Origin of the sequence: Cupriavidus sp. 2SB, from assembly GCF_005503625.1 — a bacterium.
Taxonomy (GTDB): Bacteria; Pseudomonadota; Gammaproteobacteria; order Burkholderiales; family Burkholderiaceae; genus Cupriavidus.
The window spans coordinates 20,119-46,713 of sequence record NZ_SCMX01000018.1 but is presented as its reverse complement, the minus strand read 5'-3'; the positions used below and the strand labels follow the sequence as shown (position 1 = coordinate 46,713).

The following is a 26,595-nucleotide window of genomic DNA, read 5'->3' as shown; positions in this document are numbered from 1 at the left end:
GGCTGTCCGGAGACGCATATGACCATTAGCTATTCCAAAATCAAAGAGCGGCAGTTGCAGACCATCCGCTCGTATTACACCGGTCGCGACACCATGTTGTACGCGCTGAGTCTTGGTCTGGGCAACGATCCGCTGGATGTATCGCTCCTGCCCTACGTTTTTGAAGGGACTTCACGTGGTCTTTGCACCCTCCCGACGCAGGCGGTGGTACTCGGCTATCCGGGATTTTGGGCGCGAGATCCGGATGTTGGCATCGACTGGCTGCGTCTGGTGCATGGCGAGCAGCGCATGCGCGTGCACCGACCGCTGCCGTCGGAGGCCACTGTGGTGGGGCACAACCGCGTCACGCATTTGACGGACAAGGGAGAAGGAAAGGGCGCGATTATGGTCACCGAGCGCCGGTTGGAGTCGATCGATGGCGAACTGCTGGCGACATTGCAGCAGGTTTCGTTCCTGCGGGGCGACGGCGGATTTAGCACGGTTGGCGCGGGTCAGCCGAGTGACCCGCCACTGCCAGCGCTTTCTTCCGTTCCGGAGGACAGGGAGCCGGACATCGTCGACGTCCAGGCCATTCGGCCAGAAGCGGCGCTGCTCTACCGTCTCATGGGCGATCCCAATCCGTTGCATGCGGACCCGGTGGTCGCCACCGCCGCGGGGTTCGGACGTCCGATCCTTCATGGACTAGCGACTTACGGGATGGTCGCCGCCGCGCTGCTGCGCCATTGCGCTGATTTCGACGGATCTCGCTTGCGGGGACTGGACGTTCGGTTCGCAGCGCCCGTGTTTCCCGGCGAGACGCTGGTTACCGAAATCTGGAAGGATGAAAGCGAGCCACTCGAGTTCCGCCTGCGCGCGCGCGTGCTGGAGCGGGACAAGATAGTGCTGAGCCATGGCTGGGCGGAGCTCGTCTGAGTCGCTATGGAAGCCATTACGTTGGTAGACCGGCTGGAGGCTTTGATCCGCCCTGGCGATGCAGTGTGGTGGGGTCAAGCGACAGCGGAGCCCCTGACGCTTACTCGCACATTTGCGCAACATCGTCACTTACTTGCCAGGGACGGACGTTTGCGCGTGTTCGTTGGCATTGGGAATGCCCCCACCTTGCAGCCTCAGATGGCTGACGTATTCGATTTCTTTGGCTACGCCGCCAGCGGGTCGCACCGGGCGCTGGCCGAAGCCGGTGTGCTGGACATCTTGCCGTGCCACTATTCCCATCTTCCGGATCTCATCCGGACCGGCACGCTCGCGGCCGACGTCGCACTGATTCAAGTCTCGTTTCCCGACAACGCCGGCCGCTACAGCCTGGGCCAAGTGCGCGAGTACATGCCGGCAGTCTTGGAGCGCGCCCGCGTAATTGTTGCCGAAGTGAACGCCGACGTGCCGTGGACCTATGGCGGCCCGTATCTCGAGGCGCATCAGATCGATCTTCTGGTGGAAGCAGAGAATGGCATACCAGACGTCGGAAAAGGTGCACCAGGCGAGATTGAGCGCACGATTGCACGCTTGATTGCGGCACGCGTTGAAGATGGCGCGACGCTCCAGGTAGGCATCGGCAATTTGCCTGATGCGGTGCTCGCCGCCTTGACGGAACATCGCGATCTTGGACTGCACAGTGGAGCGGTGGTCGACGGCGTGGTGACACTGGCCGAGGCAGGGATACTGACCAATGCGCGTAAGGGCATGGACGAAGGCATTGGCATCGGCGGCATCTTGATGGGCAGCGAGCGCCTGCGGCGGTGGGCCCACCGAAATCCTGCGTTGCAGTTGCGCGAGACCGACTATACCCACCACCCGGAAGTTCTGAGTTGCCTCCGAAGATTCACTGCCATCAACTCCGCCATTGAAGTGGACCTCACAGGGCAGATCAATGCCGAGGTAGCTGGAGGGCTATACGTAGGAGCCGTCGGCGGCGCTGCCGATTTCCTGCGCGGGGCGGCGCGCAGCCAGGGGGGCGTACCGATCATCGCGTTGCCTGCGCGAGCGAAGACGGAGAGTCGCATTGTGGCCAACCTGTCAGGTCCGGTCAGCACTTCACGTGCCGATGCGGGATTGGTGGTGACGGAGTTTGGTGTGGCGGACCTGCGTGGACAGCCTCTTTCGCGGCGCGTCTCGCGCATGATCGATATCGCCGCGCCCGAGCACCGCGACGCCCTTGAACGTGAAGCCCATGCGGTACTGCGCCAAGGCGGCGCCGTGTTCGTCGCGCCATCCACGCGCGCCACCCACAGTGAATCTCAGATTACATCAAAAGAGTAAGGAGGCACCATGCGACGAGCTGCGATAGTTTCTCCGGTGAGGACGCCGGTTGGGACCTTTGGTGGAACGCTGCGATCTGTAGCGGTTGAAGACTTGGCGGCAACGACCGTTAAGGCTGTGATTGAGCGCAGCGGGGTAGATCCCATGCGCATCGACGACGTCGTCTTTGCGCAATCCTATGCAAATAGCGAGGTCCCTTGTGTGGGTCGCTGGGCGGCACTACAGGCTGGCCTCCCGGTGGAGATCCCCGGTATGCAGCTCGACCGACGCTGTGGTGGCGGTCTGCAGGCCGTCGTGACGGCCGCGATGATGGTACAGAGCGGTGCGGCCGACGTTGTACTCGCGGGTGGCGTTGAGAGTATGAGCAACATTGAGTACTACTCGACCGACATGCGTTGGGGCGCGCGCTCGGGCAGCGTACGCTTGCACGATCGACTTGACCGTGGGCGTGAGCGCTCGCAGCCCGAAGCGCGCTTTGGCAGGATCTCGGGGATGATCGAAACGGCGGAGAATCTGGCGCGAGATTTTGGCGTCACGCGCGAGCAGGCGGACGCGTTTGCGGCGCGCAGCCATCAGAAAGCCGCCGCGGCCTGGGAAGCAGGTAGATTCGCCGACGAAGTGATTCCCGTCGCGATCGCACAGCGCAAGAGTGACCCGGTGCTCTTTGCGCGAGACGAAGGTATCCGGAACGACGCGACCGTCGAAAGTCTGGGAAGGCTGCGGACACTACTGCCGAATGGCACTGTGACCGCTGGCAATGCCAGCCAGCAGAACGACGCGTCGGCCGCATGCCTGGTGGTTGCCGAGGACAAACTGGCGGAGCTTGGATTGACGCCCATGGGAACCTTGGTCGGATGGGCAGCGGCAGGATGCGAGCCCTCCCATATGGGTATTGGGCCGGTTCCCGCGGTGAAGAAGCTTCTGTCGCGGCTTGGGCTCACGTTGGACGATATGGATCTGGTTGAGTTGAACGAGGCCTTCGCCTGCCAGGTGCTTGCCGTTCTGAAGGGGTGGGAGTGGTCGGATAGCGATGCCATCGAGCAGAAGCTCAATGTCAATGGTTCTGGGATCTCGTTAGGACATCCCATCGGCGCCACCGGTGTGCGGATGCTCGCCACCATGCTGCACGAGCTCTCCCGCCGCAAAGGACGGTTCGGACTCGAAACCATGTGCATCGGCGGTGGGCAAGGACTTGCTGCCGTCTTCGAGCGCGCATAGGCAATCGACAGCTAGGCAATTCGAATTCAGGACAGAAAAATGATTCGCGATAACGAAATTCTTGAGGCATTCCTCGATAGCGTACGGCGGTTTGTCAGGGACCGGTTGGTGCCGGCCGAAGCGGTTGTGGCCGAGACCGACGAAATTCCTCCGGACATCGCGCAAGACATGCGTGACATGGGTCTCTTCGGCATGACGATTCCGCAGCGATTCGGAGGATTGGAACTGACGATGGAGGAGGAAGTCCGCGTGGTAATGGAACTCTGTCAAACGTCACCCGCTTTTCGGTCGCTACTTGGCACGACGGTCGGAATCGGTTCTCAGGGCATTCTCATGGACGGGACGCCCGAGCAGCAGGCGGCATGGCTGCCGCGTCTGGCCACGGGAGAGATCCTGGCATCCTTCGCGCTCACTGAGCCTGAGGCCGGCTCCGATGCCGGGTCGTTACGAACAACCGCCCTCCGGGATGGCGACGAGTATGTGGTCAACGGCACCAAGCGGTTTATCACAAACGCTCCGCAGGCAGGCATGTTCACCTTGATGGCACGCACCGACACTTCTATCAAGGGGTCGGCCGGCGTTTCGGCGTTTATTGTCGACGCCAAGAGTCCAGGCATCAGTTTCGGTAAGCGCGATGTGAAGATGGGCCAGAAAGGGGCTCACACCTGCGATGTCATCTTCGAGAACGTCCGCGTGCCGGTGGGCAACCTGATTGGGCTGAAAGAGGGGCAGGGATTCAAGACGGCGATGAAGGTCCTGGACAAGGGGCGCTTGCATATCGCCGCAGTGAGCGTTGGGGTCGCAAAACGTGTCCTGCGCGATGCACTGCAGTACGCCATGGAACGCAAGCAGTTTGGCCAAGCCATCTGCGAGTTTCAGTTGATTCAGGCCATGCTCGCGGACAGTCAGGCGGAACTCTATGCGGCCGAATGCATGGTTCTGGATGCGGCTCGCCGGCGCGATGACGGGCTGAACGTATCCACCGAGGCATCCTGCTGCAAGATGTTCGCAACCGAAATGGTAGGCCGTGTGACCGATCGCGCGGTTCAGATCCTTGGGGGCTCGGGATACATGACGGAGTTTGGCATCGAGCGCTTCTATCGTGACGTCAGACTCTTTCGCCTCTATGAAGGGACGACGCAAATTCAACAGGTCATCATCGCAAGGAACATGGTCCGCGACGCGCAGAACAACTAGTTCCGGGTCAGTTTGGCTTGTGTTGCCCGGGGAGGGAGAGGTCAGTCATGCTGATTCATCTGAGTGCTCAATCTCACATGGTGCTGCGGCGGCTGCTTCCGGTTGCCCCCATGGCAATCACTTGCTTGGAGGGCGGGCTTCTGGTGACATACCGCGGCTTCGAACGCCGCCTGCACGCGGGCGCGGGGTTCATCGTGCCGGCATTCCAGTCGGTCGATCTCCATCTGGAGGGCAGGGCGTGTCGCGCGGCCCAAAGTACGCTCGACATGTCAACGCCTGTTCACCTCGTTGAGCGCGGACCACTTGGAGAGCGGCTCGCCCGCCATGTGTTCTTTGAACCGGCGAAGACCTGGTCGGCGGCGACTTTCTCGGCGTTGACTGGCCTTCCAGAGTTGAGGATTCGGAGAACACTGTTCTCCGAAGGGGCCGCCCTCACGGAAATCTGTCGCAATCAACGATTAATGTGCCTGCTGTTCGGCCTCCTTCAAGGAGGCGAACCACTATGGAAGCTGCTGCGCCGCGTGGGCTGGCCCCCTGCGAGTGACGTGGAAGCGGTCTTCTATGATCGATTCGGCGTGACAATCGATGCGGCGCGCAGCCTGGCGGCAGTCCCCAGCGGCCGGCTGCGACGGCGGCAGGAAGGATTGGCTTATCCGTCGATGCATGTCGTCCACATATAGTGTTCCTCTCAGGCCTCGATCGTCACCGCGAGTGGTCATCTACACTAGGCGGTGAGATCCGCTGCCGGCAGACCATCAAGTTACCGATACAGGGAGTCGACTTTTGACCCAGACTGCGAAGCATTACCGCTGGAGCGACCGACCTGCCGAAATCATTCTAGGCGGGATAGAGCGCCGATACATTGCATCCGAGACCATGATGGTCGGGCAGGTTCGTTTGAGAAAAGGGGACCTCGTTCCCATGCATTCCCACCCAAACGAGCAGTTTACGTTTGTCGTTGCGGGTGCCATGCACTTCTGGTGTGGAGAGGGCGATATTGCCGGCACGCGCGTGGCCGCAGGCGAGATCATCATTATTCCCCCTGATGTTCCGCATCGCGCGGAAGTGTTGGAGGATACGCTGGAGTACGACCTGTTTCATCCACCCCGGCTTGACTGGATGGACAGTCAAGCAACTTTGCTTAGAGACTGAATTCTTCCACGGCCGACGCGCACTGGATCTCCACCTGTCCCTGAAGCCGGATCTGGTGCTCCTCGATGTACAGATGCCGTTGGCAGACGGATGGCAGGTCCTCTCCGAGCTACGCCATCGGGGCAGTACGCCGGTGATCATGCTCACTGCGCTCGACCAGGATATCGACAAGCTCATGGGTCTGCGCATCGGTGCGGATGACTACGTGGTCAAGCCATTCAATCCGGCCGAGGTGGTCGCCCGGGTGCAGGCTGTGTTGCGTCGAGCCAGGACGGCGTCCGAGACGGAGACGAGCCGGGTGCTGCGCGTTCCGCCGTTCGAGATCGATCTCGATCAGCATGAAGCCGTTGTCCAATCGGGCAACGCGCGGCATGTACTGAGTCTCACGCTCACCGAGTACAGGATCCTTGCGCAGCTTGCCAGGTATCCGAAACGGGTGTTCAGTCGGGCAGAACTGCTTTCCACATGCTTGCCCGAAGGCGATGCGCTGGAGCGAACGGTTGACAGCCATGTCAGCAAGCTGCGGAAAAAATTGGAAGAGTGTGGCGTGAGTGGCGTTCCCACGGGCGTGCGCGGCGTCGGTTACCGGTTGCTGGAGCTCTGAGTGAAGCTCGTCGGATTGGGTCGGAAGATATCTCTGTGGATGACAGCGGTCTCGCTGGGGATGACATTCGTCGTCGTGTCCACGTCTTACATCTTCTACTACGTCATGATGACGTATTGGCCCGAGCGGGTGGATGAGACGGCTGTCCTGCCCAGTGGTCCGGAATGGGTCTGGCTGGGTGCAACGTTCCTGTTCGGCGCGGTGGTTGCCATGGCGGTGGCAAGGAAGCTGGCGCGCAAGATCCTGGTCCCATTGAACTCCGTGGCCGACAGCATGCGAAGGGTCTCCCGTGGCGATCTTGCCGCGAGAGCCGTTGCGGGTGATCGGTCTCTCGGAGAGGCGGCTTCGCTGGCCGACGATTTCAATGCGTTGGCGGCCAGGCTGCAGCGGGTTACCGAAGAGCAGACATTCTGGAGCGCCGCAATGGCGCATGAGCTTCGGACACCGGTCACCGTTCTGCGGGGCCGACTGCAAGGACTTGCCGAGGGTGTGTTCCCACCGACTGAAGCCTTGTTCCGTGGTCTGCTCACGCATGTGGAGGGACTCTCGCGCATGATCGAGGATCTGTGTGTGATCAGCCTGGCGGAGAGTGGCCATCTCGATCTTCATGTGCAGGATATGGACTTGCAGGCGGAGATTGGCGAGGTCCTGGAGTTCTTCGGCAACGAGTTGGCATCTGCGGATCAGGTGCCCGTGGTGAAAGTGACGGCGCCGTCCGTTCTTGGCGATCCCCTTCGGATTCGTCAGGCACTCCTGGCATTGCTGGATAACGCGCGCCGGTATGCCGGCCCGGGTATCGTGCAGATTGAGGCGTTTGTTCAGGATGGCACTTGCCATCTTCGTGTTCGCGATCATGGTCCAGGTATTCCACAGGAGCAGGCGGCACATGTTTTCTCTGCCTTCCGCCGTGCCGGGGTGGCGCGCACAGCGCACCGCAGCGGCAGTGGCCTCGGCCTGGCGGTGGTGGCGGCTATCGCCCATGCGCATTCAGGAACCGTTATCTGCGAATTGCCCGCAGGCGGAGGCTGCGCTTTTGAAATGCGCTGGCCACAAGCGTTGCCGTCCCGCGCATGACGTGGCGTTGCCGTGTGCCTTGGGGCGCTTTGCGCCTCCACGAAATCTCCATCCCGTCTCCACTGAAGCCGGAAGGCCATCAGAGAGAATCTCGCGTTCAAGCAAGCATTGGACGTATTGGCCTTGTCAACTACACAAACGCATGGGCAGGCAGCGTGGAAGCTGCGTTACTGGAGTGTCTTCGCCGGTCAGGCGTTCTCTCTGATCGGGTCTGCGCTTAGCCAGTTTGTCCTGCTCTGGTGGATTGCCGATACGACGGGCAGTGCGGCGGCACTGTCCACTGCGGGCCTGGCGGCTTTGCTTCCCCAGGCGCTGCTCTCTCCAGTGGGTGGCATTCTTGCAGACCGCTTCAGCCGGCGCGCGCTCATGGTCGCATCCGACCTCATCAGCGCGGCCTGCATGCTCGTGCTGATCGCCCTGTTCCTGAGTGGCGACGAACAGTTGTGGCACGTGTACACGATGATGGCGATTCGCAGCGCGATGCAGGCGTTCCAGTCGCCCGCGCTTGCTGCAAGCACGCCGCTCCTGGTGCCAGCCAGCTTCTTGCCGCGCGCCGCAGGGTTCAATCAGGCACTGCAAGGCGTGATCCTTGTGGCGGCCGCCCCGTTAGGCGCTTTGGCGATGAGCATCATGCCTTTCGGGTGGGCGCTCGCCATTGATGCCGTGACAGCGGTGCTCGGTGTGCTGCCTCTGCTCGTGTTCAAGATACCGCAGGGGAGAGCGCCTCAACGGGCCACGTTGTTTGCCGACTTTCTGGGTGGCGTCCGTATCGTATGGCGCGATGCCACCCTTCGATGGTTGTACTTCCTGCTGGCGGGCGTCACGCTCATCGTCATGCCGACTTACACGATGGTGCCGCTTCTCGTGAAGGAGCACTTTGCAGGCGGCATTGCCGAAGTGGCCATCATGGAAGGAATGACCGGCGCTGGCATGGTGCTGGGAGGCATCGCCGTTGCCGCGCTGGCTCCCCGCAATCCTGTGCGATGGGTAATCCTCGGGTTTGCCGTGTCGTGTTTCACGCTGGCGCTGACGGCCCTTACCCCCGCTACGTTGTTCTGGCCGGCTGTATTCTGGTGGACAGTGAGCGGACTGGCGTTCGCGGCGGGCGATGGTCCTTTTGTCGTGCTCCTGCAGACCAGAGTGCCAAATGCTCTTCAAGGCCGGGTGCTGTCCCTGCTCAACATGGTGATGGGAATGGCTGCACCTGTGGGACTTCTGATTGCGGGACCGCTGGCGGAGTATCTGGGGGTTCGGTGGGCCTTCGTATTGATGGGAACGCTGGCGGGCTGCGTCGTGCTAACCGGGTTTCTCTCTACGACGCTCGCCCGGCCAGCCGAGCCGATCCACGCAGCGAACAATGCTTGACGGCTGACGACGCGAAGGTGCGGGCGAGCCGTCAGCACGCGCTTCAATCCTGCATTGGGTTATCCATGTCGCCTCGGGAGTTTTCCCGCAATCCCCATGATGGCCCTGACGCCGTCCGCTCCGATCAGCGTTGTAGCTATCGCCTGTGCTTCTGCCCACGCCGGCCCAGCGTCCTTCAGCACCAGTTTTCCGGCGCGGGTCACTGAGAGCGGACGCGACCGGCCATCGGCGGCCTCTGCCACGTCCTCGGCAATCCATCCTTCCGTCAGCAGGGGCTGCAGGTTGCGTGTCAGTGTGGATCGATCGTGATGATTCCGTCGTCCAAGATCAGCGCGGCTGATGGGCCCCAGTTCATGAACAAGCACCAGCAGCGTGAACTGCGTGGCGTTGATGCCGAATGGGCGCAACGCCTGATCGTAGGTGGCGGTCAGCACGCGCGAGATTTGCCGGGCGCGCGTCATCACGCAGTGCTGAAAGATATCGGCGCCTGTGGTGCCAGACGGGGAACGTTTTCCGGAAGTCATGTCATGTGTGACGCAGGGATGTACCGCCAGCGTACCGTACTCAGTGCCGATGTGCTGGCGGTGCCGCGTGAGTGTTCGGCGACCGTGTATCGGGCACGGTCACGGCAACTGTTTCCGTGGCCAGAATCTTGTGTGTCGGGTCGGCCAGTTCCAGGCGCACCCGATGCGGTCCCGGCGGCAATCCCACCACGATGATGGGGTCCTCGCTGGTGTGTGCCCATGTGGCCGGACCATCGTCAACGGTCACATGCAGATGGCCGACGCGCGGCGAGACCTGCGTAGCCCCCTTGCCGAACACCGGGATCACACGAAAATTCTCGGTCCGGAACTGCACGATCACGACACCTCTTGCGAGTGGTTCCGGCAACGCTGAGTACGCCACGATCCGTGGCGCTGGCTCGGCATCCAGTGGCAAGACAGCCGGCGGACGAATCGCGTCGGCAGCAGTCTGCGCGATGGTATGGATCGGCACGGCCGCGAGAACAACGACAGCAAATAGGGGGGCGAGGGATCTCATGTCTGACTCCTGAAAACGGACAACAACTCCAACGGGCGCCGATGATGCCTTGAAGCCATAGTAGACGCGCTGGCTTTTTGTACAGGCATGTATCCGTCTGACTCCTGCACACATAACGATACGTTTTGACCGGCTCACCCTTACAGGAGAGATACATCGGCTGGCTCTAATGCTGCATATGCAACATATCGTGCACCTTCCCTGGTGCCAAGAGGAGTGGAGATGGGTAAGAGATCAGCAATGCGTCGGTCAGCCAGCATGGTGGCAACTGTTGCCGCTGTGTCGGCAGCGCTGATGAGCAGCGCCTCCACCGCCATCGCTGCGTCACATGACGTTGCCGAAGTCGCATTCGAAGTCGGCAATGTGGACGTGGGTGCCGATCTGCGTTTGCGACACATGGTGGTCCGGCCGTCAGCGCCCAAGGGCACCGTGCTTTTCCTGCACGGCTTTCCCGAGACCATGTTTGCCTGGAAAGCGATTGCCAGGACGCTCGGCCGGGATTTCGAAGTTCATGCTTTCGACTGGCCCGGATTCGGCGAATCTTCGCGTCCGCCTGTGGAGCGTTTCGCCTACGCGCCTCGCGACTACGCCACGGTCCTCACGCGCTACATCGACACGACAGGCATCGGCGGTAGCCGCCTGGTGATCTACGCGACCGATATCGGCGCCTTGCCAGCGCTGCTTGCTGCCGTCGATCGGCCGGATATCGCCCGCATGATCGTTGTCGGGGATTTTGCACCGTTCGACCGGCCGCAGTATATGCAGGAGCGCCTGCAGGCGCTGAAGGAGCCAGCGTCTGCCGAAGCCGTGCGAAGGGCCTTCAATGCCTCGCGCGACGAGATTCTGAAGAACGCATTCACGCGCGGATTGCCAGAAGCGCAACGCTATGCGCTCGATGCCGAGTATCAGGCTGACATGGCACGCGGCTGGCAGAACGGACACCTTTCGTCCGCCGATGCGTTTGCACACTACTACGCGCACTTCACGCGAGACCAGCATGTACTGGAAGCGCAACTGCCGAAGCTGAAAACGCCGGTGCGTGTTGTCTGGGGTGAACAGGACATCTATATCAACAAGGAGATGGGTGTCGAGTTCTCGCGCAGGACCGCTGCGCCATTGCGGTTGTTGCCTGCCACGGGCCACTACCCGCACCTCCAGCGTCCAGGCGACACCATCGACGAAGTCCGCGACGCCTTCCGTCCTTGAGCGCTTCGCGCGGTCCGTGTCGCCACCATGGTCCGTCGCATTCCACAAGTGGCGAACACTCCTGACATCCCTGAAATTCATGACGCAAGCTATCGATACCGTGATCTACACCGGCAAGACCCGCACGACGGGAGGTCGGAACGGCCATTCCCGCAGTTCCGATGACCGTCTCGCGGTCGAGCTTTCCGGACCGGGCAGCAACGGTCCCGGCACAAATCCAGAGCAACTGCTGGGTGCCGGCTGGTCTGCCTGTTTCCTCGGCGCGATCGGCAAGGCGGCGCAGGCTGCCGATATCACCCTGCCTGCGGATGCGGCGGTCGAAGCGGAAATCGATTTGTGCCGCGCTGGCGACGCTTTCCTGCTTGCGGCTCGCCTCAATGTGTCCCTGCCGGGTATCGATACCGACCTTGCGCGTTCCCTGGCGGCGCGCGCGCATCAGATCTGCCCGTACTCGAAAGCCTTGCGCGGCAACATCGACGTGGAAATACAGGTCGTCTGACCTGTGGCACCGCATCGCATATCCCATCCATTGGAGACCATCATGAACAAGACTCTCTCACTTGCAGCGCTTGCGGTCACTGGCGCGATGGCGTTCTCGACCGCCCAGGCGCAGGCGCCTGGCATCCATCGCACGGATCTGGTCAAGCACGATTTGAGCACGCCGCATCTCGAAGGGGTGCAGGTCCGCGTGGACTTTGAACCTGGCGCGTTTGCACCCAAACACGCCCATCCGGGCGAGGAAATCGCTTACGTGCTGGAGGGCACGCTGGAGTACCAGCTTGGTGATAGTCCGCCCGTGACGCTCAAGGCCGGTCAGGCGCTGTTCATTCCCGCGGGCATGGCACATTCCGCCCGCAACGTGGGGAGCGGCAAATCGTCGGAGCTGGCGACGTACATCGTGAAGAAGGGCGCGCCGCTGGCAACGCCGTCAAAGTAAGGCTTCGCGCTTTGCCCCGACGCCCGTCGCAATGCGGCGGGCGTCGGCATTTCGTCGTTACACGGCTTGCGCTGGCGCACGCCGGAAGCTGATGGCGAGACGATTGAACGCGTTCATCAGGCCGATCGCGATGGTCAGGTCTGCCAGTTCCTTCTCTTCGAAGATCGCGGCGGCCGCTGCAAACGCTTCGTCGGGCACGTGGGTATCGGCGACGCGTGTCACGGTTTCCGCCCAGGCCAGCGCGGCCTTCTCGCGCTCGGTGAACAGATTCCCGGCTTCATGCCAGACCTGCACCAGTGCGAGCTTCTGCACGTCAACACCCTTGCGTGTGAGTTCGCGCGTGTGCATGTCCAGGCAGTACGCGCAACCGTTGATCTGGCTGATGCGCAGGTAGGTCAGTTCCACCAGCACGGCGTCGAGCCCGGACTGGGTGATGTAGCCGTAGACCGTGCCGAGCGCCTTGACGCCGGCTGGAGAGGTTTGGGTGTAGTCGATACGCATGATCAGTTCTTGGTGCCAAGGTTGGTGGTGAGTTCGGTGTCCGTGGTATCGGCCACGAAAACGGCCAGCAGCTTCGCGGGTTGGGTCTTGCTGGCATTCCGGCTGACCGGATGGGTCGAGCCCGGGTCTTCGTGGAAACTCTCACCCGCCTTGTACACGCGTTCGGGGCCATCGTTGACCTTGCTGACGATGCTGCCCGAAACGACGTAGGCATAGATGAATGCAGACCCGGCGTGCCGGTGCGGGTGTGATGCGCCACCCGGCGCATAGTTCACCTCTACCGCGATCAGCGTTTTGCCCGGGATATTGGGAATGGCGCGTGAGAAATTTGGTGTGACGGTCTCGCCGGTGCCATGTGCCATCGCACCGCCGGCAAGCATGAGGCCGGCCGCCATGAATAACGGCGCCAGCATGCGTGAGGAAACAATTTTCATCTCGATCTCCATGTTCGGGTTGTCAGAGGCGGTCAGGTCACCGGATAGGGAGGCCCGGATGCCTGGCTGGCGGCATTCGTGCCATCGGCATGTTGCGCACCCAGAAGCACCCCATGCGCGCCCTGCGGCGCAAGCGCACCGTCGGCTGCCGCCCATGTGGCGATGCCGGTAGCCAGTACAGCCAACGTGCCCAGCACGCCTACCCAACCAAACCGTCTCATGATCAACTCCAGTTCTTTACTACGACTAATGTAGTCGGAGATAAAGATAGTCGATCCGCCGGAATGCTGCAAGTAGAGGATGGCGTCGCTAAACCCGTTCCAAAAATTTCTTGCTCATCTTAACTACGACTCATACAATCGTAGTTAAGGCGCGGCGAATGACGCGACCCGGAGACGCAGGCGGCGCCGCCGCTGGTCAGTGCAGTAAAGATCCAATCAGGAGCAGTAGAGATGTCCCAACGCATTCTTGTTATTGGCGCCGGCTTTGCCGGCATGTGGAGCGCCCTTGCTTCGGCCCGTCTGCTCGACGAGGCCGCGCGCACCGATGTGGAAATCGTGCTGGTTGCGCCGGAACCCGCGCTCCATGTGCGTCCTCGGCTCTATGAACAGAACCCGCTGAAGATGAAGGCGCCGCTGCTCGAGATCTTTGCCGCCACTGGCGTGCGTTTCGTGCAGGGCATTGTCGAGCGCATCGACGTGGCAGCGCGCAAGGTGGAAGTGAAGGGTGTAGGCGCCGATACGTCGCACCAGACCCTGGACTATGACCGGCTCGTGCTGGCCGCGGGCAGCCGGCTGTTCCGCCCGGCCATCGACGGCCTGGATGCGCATGCTTTCAATGTCGATCAGGTGGCAGATGCTTCGCGGCTGGAAGCGCATCTGCACGCTCTGGCAGACCGCCCCGACAGCATCGCGCGTAATACCGTGGTCATTGCCGGCGCTGGTTTCACCGGTATCGAGACGGCGGCCGAGATGCCGGCGCGGTTGCGTGAAGTGCTGGGTGCCGACACCACAGTGCGTGTCATTCTGGTGGAGCGCAATGGCGAGATCGGCCCGGATCTGGGACAAGGCCCGCGCCCGGTGATTACCGAGGCCCTGACCGAACTGGGCGTGACGTGGAAGCTGGGTTCCGGTGTGTCATCGGTTGACGCGAACGGCGTCACGCTGGAGAGCGGGGAACGCATCGATGCCAACACCGTGATCTGGACTGCCGGTGCACGTGCCAGTGCGCTGACAGACCAGATTCCCGCGCAGCGCGACAATTTCGGCCGCCTTCATGTTGACCGCAATCTGAAGGTGGATGGCGTGGAGCACGTCTACGCGACAGGGGACGTAGCCCGTGCTGCCACGGACGACGAAGGCAACGTGACCATGATGTCCTGCCAGCACGCCATGAACCTCGGTCGCTCGGCGGGACACAACGTGGCAGCCGACCTGCTGGGCCACTCGCCGATCCCGTACAGCCAGCCGAAGTACGTGACGTGCCTCGACCTGGGCCCATGGGGCGCGGTGTACACCGAAGGTTGGGACCGTCAGGTGAAGCTGTCCGGTGCCGAAGCCAAGGCGCTGAAAACGAAGATCAACACGGAATGGATCTACCCGCCTAGCGCGAACCGCGCCGAGGCCCTGGCCTCGGCCGACCCACGGCGCATCGTCGTGGCCTGATCGGCTGCAAGAAGAGAAGAAGGGCGATCCTCCGGGATCGCCCTTCTTGTTTGGCTCCTTCATCCGCTCCTTCATCCGCTCCTTCATCCGCTTCTTTATCTGCTTCTTTATCTGCTTCGTCATCGGATACTGCGCCGGTCTGCCGCGCGATTGCTCAACCAACCCCTGCACCACCAGGGCAGCCATACGCGGCGGGCAGCGCCTCCACGGTACGCGCGGCGAAGAGCAGACAGTGCAGAGCACACTCCACGCCCATGCTGATATGGGAAATATTTCACGCAGATTGCCAAACAAAAATGGCGCCGTGAGGCGCCATCGTCATCGAGAAAGTGCGGGCGTTACGCGCGGGCTTTCCAGTGCGCGAGGGAGGATTGCAGCAGCACGACAGACGCAGCCAGCAGCACGAGGTCCTTCAACAGGAACTGACCGATCGGCGCCGAAATGGCGGGGAATCCGCCGGCAGTGGGCTCGGCGACACCAGGCGTCGTGAAAAAGAACGTCAACGTAATCGCGTAGGTGGCGCAGGACATCGCGGCACCCAATACGGAAACGCCCCGGTGGAAGGCGCCAACGGCCAGCGCGGCGGCTGTTGCGAGTTCCAGCGTGCCGATGACGGCGCTGGCACCGCGTATTCCAAAGGCAGTGTGCAACCAGCTCATGAACGGGCTGTGCTCGATGAATGGCGCGATGCCTTGCGCTTCGTAAAGGGTGAACTTCATTCCACCGAACCAGAGAAAGACAACCACGAGAGACCAGCGCAACAGGAAGACCGTACGGTCGTGAACGGCTGCCTGGGGATGCGTCGCGGCAAAGGAAGACATCGAGTGCATGGTGTTGCTCCTGAACAGATTAGGGATGTACGTCAATCGCTGAGTGCCTAGGCTGTCCAGCAACCAACTTCGAAGGTGTTGCACCTTCATCACAAAAACTCTTACATATATGCATGAGTCATGCATATAATAGGATACGCTTTTACTCGGAGCAAGGACAAATGAAGAAGGACCCTTTGCGACTCGCAAACATGCTCGGTGCCCTGGCGACAGGGCTTTCCGATCGGATTCACGCAGAAGTTGATCACCGCACATCGTTGCGCGGCGAGGCGGCGGCCGCATTGATCGTGATCGGCCACGCGCCGGGATTGTCCATCGATCAGTTGGGCAAGGTGTCCGGGTTGAGCCATCCTGGCGCGGTGCGTATGGTGGACAGGCTCGTCGCAGCCGGCTTTGCTCAACGCACACCCGCCGCAAGCGATCGCAGGGCCATCGCCCTGCACCTGACGGCGGCGGGCGAGACGGAGCGGGCCACCATCCTGGAAGGGCGCCGCGCCGCGATCGAGTCGGTACTGGGCCACGTGTCGTCCACGGATCGTGCGGTGCTGGAGCGGCTGGTGGAGACGATGCTTGTCAGCATGCCGAGCGATGCCACGTCGGCGATGAGCGTATGCCGCCTGTGCAATCAGGACGCATGCGCAAATTGCCCGATGGATGCATTCGGCATGCTCTGCCCACGCGCCTGAGCGCAGCAGGCGACATCGCGGACGTAAGGTCCTTGCCTGGCCCTTCTCATGAGCCATGCCCGGATCACCCGAAGCATTCGTCTAATAACGCCGACTGTACAAGTCGTAGTTATGGCCTACACTGTTCTCATCGGATTGCACCGAAGGAGACCTGCCATGACTGCCGCGCAACTTGTTCACATCGCAACCACCAATGATCCTCGGGATGACGACCCGCAGGAAACAGCGGAATGGCTGGAGGCGCTCGACGGCGTTCTTGGCAATGTCGGTCCCGTCCGTGCGCACTACCTGATTGAGCGGCAGATGGCGCATGCACGCCTGCGCGGCCAGATGCAGCCGCATTCCGCCGGCACGCCGTACGTCAACACCATTCCCGTCGACCAGCAGCCCCGCATGCCGGGCGACCGCGAGCTCGAGCGCCACATTCGCGCCTATACCCGGTGGAATGCCATGGCGATGGTGGTGCGCGCCGGGAAGACTTCCAATGTTGGCGGGCATATCGCTTCGTTCGCTTCGGCAGCCACGCTCTATGACGTGGGCTTCAATCACTTCTGGCGCGCTCCCACGCCGGAGCACGGCGGCGATCTGATCTTCGTACAGGGCCATGTGTCGCCGGGCATCTACGCGCGGGCGTTCCTGCTGGGCCGGCTCGATGTGGCGCAGCTCGACAACTACCGGCGCGAGGTGGGCGGGCAAGGGCTGTCTTCCTATCCTCACCCGTGGCTGATGCCGGACTTCTGGCAGTTCCCCACGGTATCGATGGGACTGGGTCCGTTGATGGCCATCTATCAGACCCGCTTCATGAAGTACCTGCAGGCGCGTGGCATTGCGAAGACCGACGACAGGAAGGTGTGGGTCTTCCTCGGTGACGGCGAAATGGACGAGCCCGAATCTCTCGGCGCGATTGGCATGGCGGCCCGCGAACGCCTGGGCAATCTCGTGTTCGTGGTCAATGCGAATCTTCAGCGCCTGGACGGGCCCGTGCGTGGCAACGGCAAGATCGTGCAGGAGCTCGAACGCATCTTCCTGGGGGCCGGATGGCGGGTGATCAAGGTGCTGTGGGGCAGTCGCTGGGACGACTTGTTTGCACGCGACACAAGTGGGGCGCTGGCACAACGGATGATGGAAGTGGTCGATGGCGAATATCAGACTTACCGTTCGAAGTCCGGCGCCTACCTGCGCGAGCATTTCTTCAATACACCGGCGCTGAAGGCGCTGGTGGCCGACTACACCGACGACGATCTGTGGAGCCTGGACCGCGGGGGCCACGATCCCGAGAAGGTGTTCGCGGCATTCGCGGAGGCGGCGCGCAGCCGCGACGTGCCGACCGTGATTCTCGCCAAGACGATCAAGGGCTACGGCATGGGAGACCAGGGGCAGGCCTCGAACGTCAATCATCAGCAGAAGAAGGTGCAGCGTGAGGCCCTGCTGGCCTTGCGCGACAAATACGCGCTGCCCGTTGCCGATGCCGATATCGAGGACGTGCCGTATGTCAGCTTGCCTGAAGGATCGAAGGCGCTCACGTACATGCGCGAACGTCGCCAGTCGCTGGGTGGTTACCTGCCTGCGCGTCGGCAGAAAGCCGCATCGTTGCCGGTGCCCGACCTGTCGGCCTTCGACGCGCTGCTCAAGGCCACCCCCGAAGGGCGGGGCATGTCGACCACCATGGCTTTCGTACGCATCCTTGGCACGCTCCTGCGCGACAAGGCACTGGGCAAACGCATCGTGCCCATCGTGCCGGACGAGTCGCGCACCTTTGGCATGGAAGGGCTCTTCCGGCAGATCGGCATCTGGAATCAGGACGGCCAGCGCTATACCCCGCAGGATGCCGACGCGCTGACGTCCTACAGGGAGTCGGCCACTGGCCAGTTCCTCCAGGAAGGCATCAACGAGGCAGGCGGCATGGCGGACTGGATCGCGGCGGCAACGTCCTATTCCACGCATGGCGAACCCATGGTGCCGTTCTACATCTTCTATTCGATGTTCGGCTTTCAGCGCGTGGGCGATCTCGCCTGGGCAGCAGCCGACATGCGCGCGCGAGGGTTCCTGCTCGGAGGCATATCGGGACGGACCACCATCAATGGCGAAGGCCTGCAGCACGAGGATGGACATTCGTTGCTGTGGGCGTCCTCAGTGCCGAACTGCATCAGCTACGACCCGTCGTTCGCATACGAACTGGCCGTGATCGTGCAGGATGGTTTGCGCCGGATGGTGCAGGAGCAGGAAGACGTCTACTACTACATCACCGTCATGAACGAATCCTATGCGCAGCCGGTCATGCCGGAGGGACCGGACGTGGCGCAGCATATCGTCAAGGGCATGTATGCGTTCAGCAAGTCGCAGGCCGCGCCATCCGTACCGCGCGTGCAGTTGATGGGTGCTGGCACGATCTTCAATGAGGTGATCGCGGCAGCCGCATTGCTCCAGCAGGACTGGGGCGTGGCTGCGGACGTGTGGGGGGTGCCAGGACTCACGGAGCTTGCGCGCGACGGCCGCGCGGCAGAACGACACAACCTGCTGCATCCCGAGGCGCCGCCCCGCGTGCCGCACGTGACGCAACTGCTCCACGATGCGCGCGGACCGGTCGTTGTGGCGACCGACTATATCCGTGCACTGGCCGATCAGATCCGCGCCTATGTGCCGCAGAAATTCATCGTGCTGGGCACCGACGGTTTTGGGCGCTCCGATACACGCGCGGCATTGCGGCATTTCTTCGAAGTAGATCGTCAGTGGATCGCAGTTGCCGCATTGAAGGCGCTTGCGGATGAGGGAACCCTCCCTGTCGAACGCGTATCGGAAGCCATTCGCAAGTACGGCATCGATCCGGAGAAGCCGAACCCGTTGCATGCCTGATCGGCATACGGTTGCTGCGTTGTTCCCCGAAGCGCAGGAAATCAGTATCCACGAGAGCATGCGGAACCTCTTGGCGCCTCGAGCTTCCTTCGGTGCAGCAGTGGCCGGATCAGTGTGACTCGATGAGCCGGGGGACGTTATTCCCTTCCTATGCGATGGTATAGCCCGGGCACGCCAAAACATAGGATAGGGGAATCTATCGTAGGCTGGTGCGGCCTACCGACTTCGCATAACTTGCAGTCAGCGGCACAAGGCATTGTTTTCCGTTGCCGCATACAGCGCTTGCAAACTGTGCGGGGGGAATCGCGATGGAAGATGAATCGGCCAAGCTGAGTGGTGGCGCCAGGGTAGTCCGGTTGGGGGCCATTGGGGCCGTCGTGCTTGGCGTCACGGCTGGATTTGCCTATGCCGGCGGGTGGCTAACCCCGGGCCGTCTGACCCAGACAACCGTCATCGACGGCTTCGAAGCGCAGAACGGCACGCACATCGGGTTCCGCAGGAATCACGCCAAGGGCTTGTGTGCCGCAGGCTGGTTCGATAGCACCGGAGAGGGCGCCACATTCAGCAAGGCCGACGTCCTGGCCTCTGGACGTGTCCCGGTGATCGGGCGCTTTGCGTTTGCCGGTGGCATGCCCTTCATTCCCGATTCACCAGGTTTGGTGCGTAGCCTCGCGCTACAGTTCAAGCCGCCCCATGGCCAGGAGTGGCGGACTGCCATGATTGACCTGCCGCTGTTTCCGGTCGCGAACGTGCAGGCGTTCTATGCGCAGATGATCGCGTCGATTCCCGACCGCAACACGGGAAAGCCCGATCCTGAAAAGATGCAGGCCTTCAAGGCAGCACACCCGGAAACGGTGGCCGCCATGGCTGTGATAGGGAAGCGCGCGGTTTCCTCGGGGTTTTCGAATGACACGTACAACGCCCTCGATACTTTTGAATTCGTGGACAAGGACGGGCGAAGCGTTCCCGTACGATGGTCTGCCGTTCCCGCGCAGCCATTCTCCCCGGCCGCACCGCAAGACAAGCAGGACCCCAACTATCTCTTCGATGCGCTGATCGCGGACGCGGCACATCACCCTTTGACGTGGAAGATGGTTGCGACCATCGGTCAACCCGGCGATCCGGTGAGTCCTGACTTGCCGTGGCCGGAGGACCGCCAGCACATCGACCTTGGAACGGTGACGCTGGACAAGCTGACCTCGGAAGATGTCGGTCCATGCACCGATATCAACTTCGACCCGACCGTATTGCCAGCGGGTATTTCCACATCTGCAGATGCGATTCCCAGCGCGCGGTCGGCAGCCTACTCGCGATCGTTCATGCTGCGGGAGAAGGAGCGGGCGGCCAAGCCGCCAAGCGCTGTGACGGAAACTGACGTGCTGGCTGGGGGGAAATCATGAAGACGCCATCGCAAGGATTTTCCTTGCCTTCCCGACTGCTTCACTGGCTCATGGCGGTGCTGATTCTGGCCATGCTGGCGATCGGCATCGGCATGGTCGCTACCGTATCGTCGCGTTACCTGACGCTCGTGTCGTGGCATCGTCCCATTGGCATTGCGATTCTGGTGCTGGCCGTCATTCGATTGTGGAATCGCTTCCTGAATCCGGCGCCAGCGTTACCCGCGTCGGTGCCGCCGGCGCAACGTCTTGCTGCCATGGCTTCACAGTGGCTGCTGTATGGGTTGATGTTCGCCATGCCGTTGATCGGGTGGGGGATGTTGTCCGCGGCGGGATATCCGATTGTGCTGTTCGGAAGCCTGCAACTGCCCCCGATTCTTCCGCATGACCCCTATCTGTTCGCATGGCTGCGCGAGGCGCACACCGTAGGGGCCTTCCTGTTCTTCGCCGTCGTCGTGCTGCATATTGCGGCCGCACTATTCCACGGGTTGATCCGGCGCGACGGCGTCCTGTCATCGATGACGACGGGACGCCCGGGCTGATCAAGATTCCCCCGATTCTCTGCGAAGCGGGATCGTGAACGAGAAAACGCTGCCGTGCGGGGTTCTCCGGCGCGCGCGCAGCTTGCCGCCATGCGCCTCGATGATGGAGCGTGAAATGGATAGCCCCATGCCCATGCCGCTTTCCTTGGTGGTATAGAACGGCTCGAACACCTCATCCTCCATGACGGCACTGATGCCGGCACCGTTGTCCGAGACGGCCAGCTCGATCATGTCGTCTCCGCTGGTTTCGGTGGATATCTCCAGGATGCGTGGGCGATCCGTCATATCCCCCATGGCTTCCACCGCGTTGAGAACAAGATTCAGGATGACCTGCTGCAACTGGATGGCATCGCCGAAGGTCGGAGGCAGGTTGGCCGCGGTATGGAGCCGGAGCGACACATTGCGGCGGTCAATCTCCATGCGTGCGATGGCAAGGATCTGGCTGATGGTACGGTTCAGGTCCACGGGGGCCAGCACGGGTTTGTTCTTGCGCGTCAGATCCTGAAGACTCCTGATCATGGCGCCGGCGCGCTGTCCGGCGGTGGCGATTTCCTCGATGCCTTCCCTGGCGTTTTCCAGGTTCGGCGGATTCTTTGCGAGCCAGCGCAGGCTGGCGCCGGCATTCGACACGATGGACATCAGGGGCTGGTTGATCTCGTGCGCAATCGATGCGGTGAGCTGGCCTACCGTGGTGGCGCGCGTGACGCGGGCGAGTTCCGATTGCGCGCTTTGCACGGAATCTTCCGCCTTGCGCCGCTCCGTCACGTCGGACACGGTTCCCACGTAGTCGAAGTTCTCGCCATCCACCTGAAGCGGTTTGCCGACAGCAACGACGTAGCGGACCGAGCCATCCTTGCGGACGAGCCGGTGTTCTACCTGGATGGGTGCCATGTCCTGGATGGCGGTTTCGACTTTCAGGTTCACATCGTCCCTGTCCTCGGGATGCATCCGCTCCAGGAAGCGGTCGAAGCGAATGGGCGCCGGTGCATCCTCCAGTTCGAACAGCCGCAGGAGTTCGCTCGAACAGATGAACTCGTCGCGCCGCAGGTCCCACCGCCAGCTTCCGGTCAGGCTCACCATCTCGCCCATGGCAAGGGTCGCTTCGCTGGTTCTCAATTCGAGTTCCACGCGGCGGCGGCGTTCGTTCTCCGTGTGCAGGTCATCGTAGAGCCGTGCGGTGTGGAGCGAGATGGCGGCCTGCACGGCGATGAGTTCCAGCAGCCTGGTATGGGTCTGTGTGAATCCGTCGCGAACCAGGCGATTCTCCAGATACAGGGCGCCTACCACTTCGTTCTGACGAACGAGCGGCAGGCACATGGCGGAGCCATCCGGGCGGTCCGCGAAGTAGGGGTCGGAGACGAACGGGTTGGCGCCAAACGGCTCGCTGACGCGGATGGCTTGCTGGGTGCGCACTGCCGTGTTCAGCAGGGAAAGGGGCAGGTGGGTGGCATCGGCGGCGATATGCACCAGATCGACAGCAATGCCGCAATCCACCGTGTGCGCGCTGGCTTCGATGACCAGGCCCTCGGGCGTGGTCCTGACCAGATGCCCGTGCTCTGCGCCGGCATACTCCAGGACGATGGTCATCAGTTTGCGGATGACCTGATCGAGACGGACTTCCTGCGTCAGTGCGTGGTAGGCGCGGATGACGCTTTCGTTGTCGAAGGAGTGGACGCCGGGGGAAATCTGCCACGTCCCGCTCGCCTTGGTGGACAGGCCGGGATGAAGCGCTTCGAGCTGCCGGACCTTGGCGGTCGCGCCCCAGGTCCGGTACGCTTCCAGCGCAAACTGCCGATGCGCGGTGGCGGCCAGGCCCAGGTTCAATGAATCGCAGTGGGTGGACGCACGCTCATGGGCGATTGCCGCCACGTGCCAGAAGCCGCGTTCGCGTGCGAGTGTGGCGGCTTCCTCGTACAGGGACATCGCCTGCGTGGTCTCACCGCCCAGGCGCGCGATCTCGGCGTCGATCAGTGCGGCTTTGTCGGCAAACGTCTCCATGTTGTCATCGGCCCACGCGCGAATCCTGGCCGCATCCTCGCGCAGCGTGGACATCGCGATGACGTTGGCCGAGGCGTACTGGCTGGCGATCACCAGTGCGCGCAGGAAATGGAAGTCGAACGTATGGATGTGCGCGGGCGCCGACCATGCGAATGCAGTGGCCTGGTCCAGGCACAGGGCTGCATCACCGATTCGTCCGGAATGGAAATGGACCGTCGCGCGGTAGATCCATTGCCAATACTCGTAGGTGGCAAGTTGCTCGCCGTCGGGCGCGCGGTACTCCGCTTCCAGCAGCCCTCGGACGACGCCATCGGGAGCCATCAGGTCGTCGATGAATGCGCGCTGCAGTTCCAGGATGGCCTCGACGTCGCGGTAGCCGGCCTTTCTCACGAAATCGAGCCCCCGCCCGGCTTCGCGACGGACCTCCGCGAGGTTGTCTCCCCGGACCAGCAGGTTCGCGGTGATATGGCAGGCCGCGTAGCACGCCATGGTGATATCGCCATGCGCCACACCCGCGCCGAACGCGGCCCGGGCGCATTCCACCGCATAGGACAGGGGCTGGGTCCAGACGCTGAGTTGATCGAGCGGCAGCAGTACGCGGGCTTCCCATGCCACGTAGCCACGGCGGGCAACGATATGGCGTGCTGTCTCGCCATATCGGAATCCGTCATGGTTCGCCCCATAGCGATGACACACCAGGACGCCGAGCCAGGCAAGCGCCGCCGCCGAGGCAGCGCTCATGCCATGCGCTACGGTCAGCCTGACCATCTCGCACAGGCTCAGGAATGCCACGTCCGCGTTGGTGAAGCTGGCCGGTACGAACGCCGCCGTGAGCAGGTCCATGGCAGCGGCGGCTTCCGCATCGGTGACTTCATGCAGCGCGTGCAGTGCTTCCAGTTGCGAGGCGCAGAGGTGGGGGAGGATCTGCGCGTATTGCTGATCGCATTGGCGTGCGGTCGGATGGCTGGGCAACTGGATGCCCAACCGCTTCAGCCCGTCAATCGCGGTCTTCAATGCCAGGCTGTTTTCGGAGCGCCGGGAATGGATCTCGATCTTGAGCAGGTAGGCGTTGGCCACCTGAAGGGCCGGGACGGGAAGCTCGATCAGCGCATTGACAATGGCGAGTGCCGAATCGAGCTGACCTTGCAGTAGGAGGGTGGCCGCATATTCCTGCCGCAGTGCATAGAGCAGATCTGCGCGACCAGCATGCGAAACGGGAAGACGGTCCAGCAAGGCCAGGCCATGTTCCACATAGGCATGCGCGCTGGCCAGTGCGGCGCTGCTGCGCGCGCGGCGCGATGCCGACAGGAAGATGCGGGACACCTCCATCATGTCGATGGGCGCGGTCACGCTGTCGATGCCCTGTGCCATCCATCCTGCGGTACGAAACAGCAGATCGTCCGCTTGGGCGCCTTGGTCGGCGAGCATCGAGTCGGCCATCAGCTTGCCTGCCCGCAGGCAGGTCTTTGCGCGAAGCGCAGGGTCGATGAGCCGGCTTGCCGCTTCCTGCACGCGGTCATGGGTAAAGCTGTAGCTCTGGTCGGAAAGGCTCACGATCCCCAGGCTGCGCGCGGGAGACAGTGCCGCGTGCAGGGCACGCTCGCTAAGATGGAAGAGTTCGCCGAGCAGCCACAACTCGGTACTTCGACCCAGACACGCCATGTTCGCCAGAATCTCGGAGGTGCTGTCGGGCAGGCGCTCCAGCCGCTGCAAGACCAGTTCCGCAACGTTCTCCGTGATCTCATGGGCATCGATTGCCTCCAGATCGTACTTCCACTTGCCGTCTTCGCTGATTTGCATGAGACGGCAGTCCGCCAGCATGCGCAGGAACTGGCTGACGAAGAACGGGTTCCCCGCCGTCTTCATCTGGATGACCTGGGCGAGCGGTTGCACTTCCTGCGGGGTGTCGCGCAGTGTTTCGGCTAGCACGCGCGTCAGCACCGTGAGGTCGAGCGGTACGAGGTGAAGATTCGCGGAAGCACTCGCCGCGTGGCGCAGTGTCGCGAGTTGATGGCCAACGACGCCGCTCAGGACTTCTTCGCGGGCGGTGCAGACGAGCAGGAGGGGAAGGTTGTCGCGATCATCGAGCAGTCCGGCGAGCAGTCGATGCGATGCCTCGTCGATCCATTGGTAATCGTCGATCACCAGCACGAAGGGTTGCCCCGGCTGGCTGAACACGCCGATCATCCGAAGCATGGCTGTTTCCACGTGCGCATCGTCCGCTACGTCGCTGGCGGGCGCGGGAAACTCGTCGACCAGCAGGCTGATCGACGGGGCGATGCGGGAAGCTGCCTTGCCGTAGGTGCCCAATGCGAGCTTGACGCGCGCGCGCCAGGACGCCAGTTGTGCCTCGTCCAGTCCGAGGATGTGATGCACATGCGCGCGGACGGCTTCCGCGATGGGCGCGTAGGGAATGTCCGAGCGGACCTGATCGGCCTTGCCCAGGGCAACGGGCGCGCCTGACTCCTGCGCGTGGGCCAGAAAGGCATGCAGCAGCGTGGATTTGCCCACGCCCGACTGGCCGATGAGGGTAACCACCACGGGGCGTTGCAACCTGCGCGCATCGTCCAGTGCGGAAGACAGTGCCTCCATCTCGGTGTCGCGGCCAAACAGCCCTGTGGCCAGCACCAGTTCCGCAGGATGATCGGCATCGCCCAATTGGAAGAAGCCGATCAATCCCTTGCCTGTCCATTCCGCCTCGCATCGTTTCAGGTCGGCCTCCAGTCCCGCAGCGGACTGGTATCGCAGCGCGGGACTTTTGTCGAGCAGCTTGAGCACGATGGCCGAGAGCGCCTCGGGGATGTTGGCGTCCAGCGTATTGGGCGAGGTGGGCGTGCGTGCAACGTGGCTGTGCAGCCATTCCGACGGCTCTGCGGCGTGGCCGGTCTTGAACGGCAACTGCCCCGTCAGAAGCTGGTAGATCACCACGCCGAGCGAGTAGAGATCGCTGCGCGTGTCGATGGGATGCCGCGTGCGTCCGGTGTGCTCCGGCGAAATATAGGGCAGTACGTCCGAACGCAGGACGATCTGCTGCGGCGCCTGCTTGTCGCCTTCGGTCTGGCGTTGGGCGAAGCCGAAGTTCGAGATGCGGCAGGTGTCCTCGTCGTCCACGAACAGCGTGAACGGCGTGATGGACCGGTGGATCAATCCGCTTTCGTGCGCCGCTTTCAGTGCGACGCTGGCCTTGACGGCAATCGACAGCACGCGTTCCACGGAATGCTGCGCGTCGTCGAGCGCACCGAGAGGGTGGCCGGCGTCATCGTCGTAGACCGCGAACACGCCGCTGTGCGCCCGGGACAATGTCCTGGGGACGATGGCCCAACTGGTCCGCAGCAACGAGCGCAACGCGTACTCGTTCTCCAGCAGCCGGGCGGCCACGGCCTCCGATTGGTCCGATGCAGCATGGGCAAGAAGAACGGTTTCCTCGCTTCCGGGCGGCACGCCGCGCGAGAGCGCCATGATGCCATCCTGGTGGATGGGCACAAGACAGTAGTCACTGAGGGAAATGTTGCTGGCGGATGTGTAGTGCTTGTCGCTCATGCCTTGGCACAGACTCGGATGGATCCCGATATTGTGTCGGAAATGGCGTGAGTTGAGCTATTGCCTCCTGGAGGACTCTCTCGAACGGCTTTTCGCATCGCGG

At 62.3% G+C, this 26,595-nt stretch carries 23 protein-coding genes and 1 pseudogene; 17 read left to right on the top strand and 7 right to left on the bottom strand.

Annotated features, from left to right (window positions below):
- Positions 1 to 18: 18 nt before the first annotated feature.
- The 9 genes and pseudogenes from FFS21_RS11025 (at position 19) to FFS21_RS10985 (ending at position 8,863) form a co-directional block, all read left to right on the top strand.
- On the top strand, positions 19 to 912 hold the full coding sequence (locus tag FFS21_RS11025) for a MaoC/PaaZ C-terminal domain-containing protein (RefSeq protein WP_137924881.1): 894 nt from the start codon (positions 19 to 21) through the stop codon (positions 910 to 912).
- A 6-nt stretch (positions 913 to 918) separates the two neighbouring features.
- Entirely contained in the window at positions 919 to 2,253 is a 1,335-nt protein-coding gene (locus FFS21_RS11020; RefSeq protein WP_137924880.1) for an acetyl-CoA hydrolase/transferase family protein, read from the top strand.
- 9 nt (positions 2,254 to 2,262) lie between these two features.
- Positions 2,263 to 3,471 carry an acetyl-CoA C-acetyltransferase gene (locus FFS21_RS11015; protein ID WP_137924879.1) on the top strand — a complete coding sequence of 403 codons (1,209 nt, stop codon included), beginning with the start codon at positions 2,263 to 2,265 and terminating at the stop codon, positions 3,469 to 3,471.
- A gap of 39 nt (positions 3,472 to 3,510) precedes the next feature.
- Positions 3,511 to 4,668, top strand: coding sequence for an acyl-CoA dehydrogenase family protein (locus tag FFS21_RS11010; RefSeq protein ID WP_137924878.1), 1,158 nt, complete (start codon positions 3,511 to 3,513; stop codon positions 4,666 to 4,668).
- Positions 4,669 to 4,715: 47 nt separating this feature from the next.
- Positions 4,716 to 5,348, top strand: a complete 633-nt coding sequence (locus FFS21_RS11005) for a hypothetical protein (protein ID WP_137924877.1) — start codon at positions 4,716 to 4,718, stop codon at positions 5,346 to 5,348.
- 103 nt (positions 5,349 to 5,451) lie between these two features.
- Entirely contained in the window at positions 5,452 to 5,820 is a 369-nt protein-coding gene (locus FFS21_RS11000; RefSeq protein ID WP_137924876.1) for a cupin domain-containing protein, read from the top strand.
- 10 nt (positions 5,821 to 5,830) lie between these two features.
- A pseudogene (locus FFS21_RS10995) lies at positions 5,831 to 6,428 on the top strand (response regulator); the annotation flags it as partial.
- Positions 6,425 to 7,498 (top strand): ATP-binding protein, encoded by a 1,074-nt coding sequence (locus FFS21_RS10990; RefSeq protein WP_137924874.1) that lies wholly within the window; start codon positions 6,425 to 6,427, stop codon positions 7,496 to 7,498. The pseudogene FFS21_RS10995 and the gene FFS21_RS10990, both read left to right, overlap by 4 nt.
- Positions 7,499 to 7,621: 123 nt before the next feature.
- The gene (locus FFS21_RS10985) at positions 7,622 to 8,863 is read left to right on the top strand and encodes an MFS transporter (protein WP_137924873.1); all 1,242 of its coding nucleotides are present in this window, start codon (positions 7,622 to 7,624) and stop codon (positions 8,861 to 8,863) included.
- Positions 8,864 to 8,922: 59 nt separating this feature from the next.
- On the opposite strand, the gene FFS21_RS10980 is transcribed toward FFS21_RS10985, so the two are convergent.
- Positions 8,923 to 9,387 carry a MarR family winged helix-turn-helix transcriptional regulator gene (locus FFS21_RS10980; RefSeq protein WP_137924872.1) on the bottom strand — a complete coding sequence of 155 codons (465 nt, stop codon included), beginning with the start codon at positions 9,385 to 9,387 and terminating at the stop codon, positions 8,923 to 8,925.
- A gap of 40 nt (positions 9,388 to 9,427) precedes the next feature.
- Positions 9,428 to 9,904 (bottom strand): DUF6130 family protein, encoded by a 477-nt coding sequence (locus FFS21_RS10975; protein ID WP_137924871.1) that lies wholly within the window; start codon positions 9,902 to 9,904, stop codon positions 9,428 to 9,430.
- A 240-nt stretch (positions 9,905 to 10,144) separates the two neighbouring features.
- On the opposite strand from FFS21_RS10975, the gene FFS21_RS10970 reads away from it, so the two are divergent.
- The 3 genes from FFS21_RS10970 to FFS21_RS10960 all read left to right on the top strand — a co-directional run bounded on the left by FFS21_RS10970 (position 10,145) and on the right by FFS21_RS10960 (position 12,047).
- Positions 10,145 to 11,110, top strand: a complete 966-nt coding sequence (locus tag FFS21_RS10970; protein ID WP_249359301.1) for an alpha/beta fold hydrolase — start codon at positions 10,145 to 10,147, stop codon at positions 11,108 to 11,110.
- Between the two features lie 79 nt (positions 11,111 to 11,189).
- Entirely contained in the window at positions 11,190 to 11,609 is a 420-nt protein-coding gene (locus FFS21_RS10965; protein ID WP_137924870.1) for an organic hydroperoxide resistance protein, read from the top strand.
- Positions 11,610 to 11,651: 42 nt separating this feature from the next.
- Complete coding sequence (locus tag FFS21_RS10960; protein WP_137924869.1) at positions 11,652 to 12,047, top strand: cupin domain-containing protein; 396 nt, start codon at positions 11,652 to 11,654, stop codon at positions 12,045 to 12,047.
- Between the two features lie 57 nt (positions 12,048 to 12,104).
- Here FFS21_RS10960 and FFS21_RS10955 read toward each other — a convergent pair whose 3' ends face one another.
- The 3 genes from FFS21_RS10955 to FFS21_RS10945 are packed head-to-tail and all read right to left on the bottom strand — an operon-like array spanning position 12,105 to position 13,203.
- Positions 12,105 to 12,554 (bottom strand): carboxymuconolactone decarboxylase family protein, encoded by a 450-nt coding sequence (locus FFS21_RS10955; RefSeq protein WP_160473271.1) that lies wholly within the window; start codon positions 12,552 to 12,554, stop codon positions 12,105 to 12,107.
- Positions 12,551 to 12,982 (bottom strand): cupin domain-containing protein, encoded by a 432-nt coding sequence (locus FFS21_RS10950; RefSeq protein ID WP_137924867.1) that lies wholly within the window; start codon positions 12,980 to 12,982, stop codon positions 12,551 to 12,553. The genes FFS21_RS10955 and FFS21_RS10950 overlap by 4 nt, the downstream gene beginning before the upstream one ends.
- A gap of 32 nt (positions 12,983 to 13,014) precedes the next feature.
- Positions 13,015 to 13,203, bottom strand: coding sequence for a hypothetical protein (locus FFS21_RS10945; protein ID WP_137924866.1), 189 nt, complete (start codon positions 13,201 to 13,203; stop codon positions 13,015 to 13,017).
- 231 nt (positions 13,204 to 13,434) lie between these two features.
- Here FFS21_RS10945 and FFS21_RS10940 point away from each other — a divergent pair, with 231 nt between their 5' ends.
- The gene (locus FFS21_RS10940; RefSeq protein ID WP_137924865.1) at positions 13,435 to 14,646 is read left to right on the top strand and encodes an NAD(P)/FAD-dependent oxidoreductase; all 1,212 of its coding nucleotides are present in this window, start codon (positions 13,435 to 13,437) and stop codon (positions 14,644 to 14,646) included.
- A gap of 338 nt (positions 14,647 to 14,984) precedes the next feature.
- Here the strand turns inward: FFS21_RS10940 and FFS21_RS10935 are convergent, their stop codons facing one another.
- Complete coding sequence (locus FFS21_RS10935) at positions 14,985 to 15,467, bottom strand: YkgB family protein (RefSeq protein ID WP_237380299.1); 483 nt, start codon at positions 15,465 to 15,467, stop codon at positions 14,985 to 14,987.
- 170 nt (positions 15,468 to 15,637) lie between these two features.
- Between FFS21_RS10935 and FFS21_RS10930 the strand changes: the two genes are divergently transcribed.
- The 4 genes from FFS21_RS10930 to FFS21_RS10915 all read left to right on the top strand — a co-directional run bounded on the left by FFS21_RS10930 (position 15,638) and on the right by FFS21_RS10915 (position 20,954).
- On the top strand, positions 15,638 to 16,162 hold the full coding sequence (locus FFS21_RS10930; protein WP_137924863.1) for a MarR family winged helix-turn-helix transcriptional regulator: 525 nt from the start codon (positions 15,638 to 15,640) through the stop codon (positions 16,160 to 16,162).
- Between the two features lie 156 nt (positions 16,163 to 16,318).
- Positions 16,319 to 19,015 carry a pyruvate dehydrogenase (acetyl-transferring), homodimeric type gene (gene aceE, locus FFS21_RS10925; protein ID WP_137924862.1) on the top strand — a complete coding sequence of 899 codons (2,697 nt, stop codon included), beginning with the start codon at positions 16,319 to 16,321 and terminating at the stop codon, positions 19,013 to 19,015.
- 308 nt (positions 19,016 to 19,323) lie between these two features.
- Complete coding sequence (locus tag FFS21_RS10920) at positions 19,324 to 20,415, top strand: catalase family peroxidase (RefSeq protein WP_137924861.1); 1,092 nt, start codon at positions 19,324 to 19,326, stop codon at positions 20,413 to 20,415.
- The gene (locus FFS21_RS10915; protein ID WP_137924860.1) at positions 20,412 to 20,954 is read left to right on the top strand and encodes a cytochrome b; all 543 of its coding nucleotides are present in this window, start codon (positions 20,412 to 20,414) and stop codon (positions 20,952 to 20,954) included. Before FFS21_RS10920 ends, FFS21_RS10915 begins: the two co-directional genes overlap by 4 nt.
- Here FFS21_RS10915 and FFS21_RS10910 read toward each other — a convergent pair whose 3' ends face one another.
- Positions 20,955 to 26,492: an AAA family ATPase gene (locus FFS21_RS10910; protein WP_137924859.1), complete on the bottom strand. Its 5,538-nt coding sequence runs from the start codon at positions 26,490 to 26,492 to the stop codon at positions 20,955 to 20,957.
- Between the last annotated feature and the right edge of the window lie 103 nt (positions 26,493 to 26,595).

What these genes read in the sequence shown, in the direction of transcription:
- FFS21_RS10935 (WP_237380299.1), bottom strand. Translation starts at nt 15,467, where the DNA reads ATGTCTTCCTTTGCCGCGACGCATCCCCAGGCAGCCGTTCACGACCGT.
- FFS21_RS10915 (WP_137924860.1), top strand. Translation starts at nt 20,412, where the DNA reads ATGAAGACGCCATCGCAAGGATTTTCCTTGCCTTCCCGACTGCTTCAC.
- FFS21_RS10975 (WP_137924871.1), bottom strand. Translation starts at nt 9,904, where the DNA reads ATGAGATCCCTCGCCCCCCTATTTGCTGTCGTTGTTCTCGCGGCCGTG.
- aceE (WP_137924862.1), top strand. Translation starts at nt 16,319, where the DNA reads ATGACTGCCGCGCAACTTGTTCACATCGCAACCACCAATGATCCTCGG.
- FFS21_RS11025 (WP_137924881.1), top strand. Translation starts at nt 19, where the DNA reads ATGACCATTAGCTATTCCAAAATCAAAGAGCGGCAGTTGCAGACCATC.
- FFS21_RS11020 (WP_137924880.1), top strand. Translation starts at nt 919, where the DNA reads ATGGAAGCCATTACGTTGGTAGACCGGCTGGAGGCTTTGATCCGCCCT.
- FFS21_RS11005 (WP_137924877.1), top strand. Translation starts at nt 4,716, where the DNA reads ATGCTGATTCATCTGAGTGCTCAATCTCACATGGTGCTGCGGCGGCTG.
- FFS21_RS10920 (WP_137924861.1), top strand. Translation starts at nt 19,324, where the DNA reads ATGGAAGATGAATCGGCCAAGCTGAGTGGTGGCGCCAGGGTAGTCCGG.
- FFS21_RS11010 (WP_137924878.1), top strand. Translation starts at nt 3,511, where the DNA reads ATGATTCGCGATAACGAAATTCTTGAGGCATTCCTCGATAGCGTACGG.
- FFS21_RS10930 (WP_137924863.1), top strand. Translation starts at nt 15,638, where the DNA reads ATGAAGAAGGACCCTTTGCGACTCGCAAACATGCTCGGTGCCCTGGCG.
- FFS21_RS10970 (WP_249359301.1), top strand. Translation starts at nt 10,145, where the DNA reads ATGCGTCGGTCAGCCAGCATGGTGGCAACTGTTGCCGCTGTGTCGGCA.
- FFS21_RS10980 (WP_137924872.1), bottom strand. Translation starts at nt 9,387, where the DNA reads ATGACTTCCGGAAAACGTTCCCCGTCTGGCACCACAGGCGCCGATATC.
- FFS21_RS10960 (WP_137924869.1), top strand. Translation starts at nt 11,652, where the DNA reads ATGAACAAGACTCTCTCACTTGCAGCGCTTGCGGTCACTGGCGCGATG.
- FFS21_RS10965 (WP_137924870.1), top strand. Translation starts at nt 11,190, where the DNA reads ATGACGCAAGCTATCGATACCGTGATCTACACCGGCAAGACCCGCACG.
- FFS21_RS10940 (WP_137924865.1), top strand. Translation starts at nt 13,435, where the DNA reads ATGTCCCAACGCATTCTTGTTATTGGCGCCGGCTTTGCCGGCATGTGG.
- FFS21_RS10945 (WP_137924866.1), bottom strand. Translation starts at nt 13,203, where the DNA reads ATGAGACGGTTTGGTTGGGTAGGCGTGCTGGGCACGTTGGCTGTACTG.
- FFS21_RS10950 (WP_137924867.1), bottom strand. Translation starts at nt 12,982, where the DNA reads ATGAAAATTGTTTCCTCACGCATGCTGGCGCCGTTATTCATGGCGGCC.
- FFS21_RS11015 (WP_137924879.1), top strand. Translation starts at nt 2,263, where the DNA reads ATGCGACGAGCTGCGATAGTTTCTCCGGTGAGGACGCCGGTTGGGACC.
- FFS21_RS10910 (WP_137924859.1), bottom strand. Translation starts at nt 26,492, where the DNA reads ATGAGCGACAAGCACTACACATCCGCCAGCAACATTTCCCTCAGTGAC.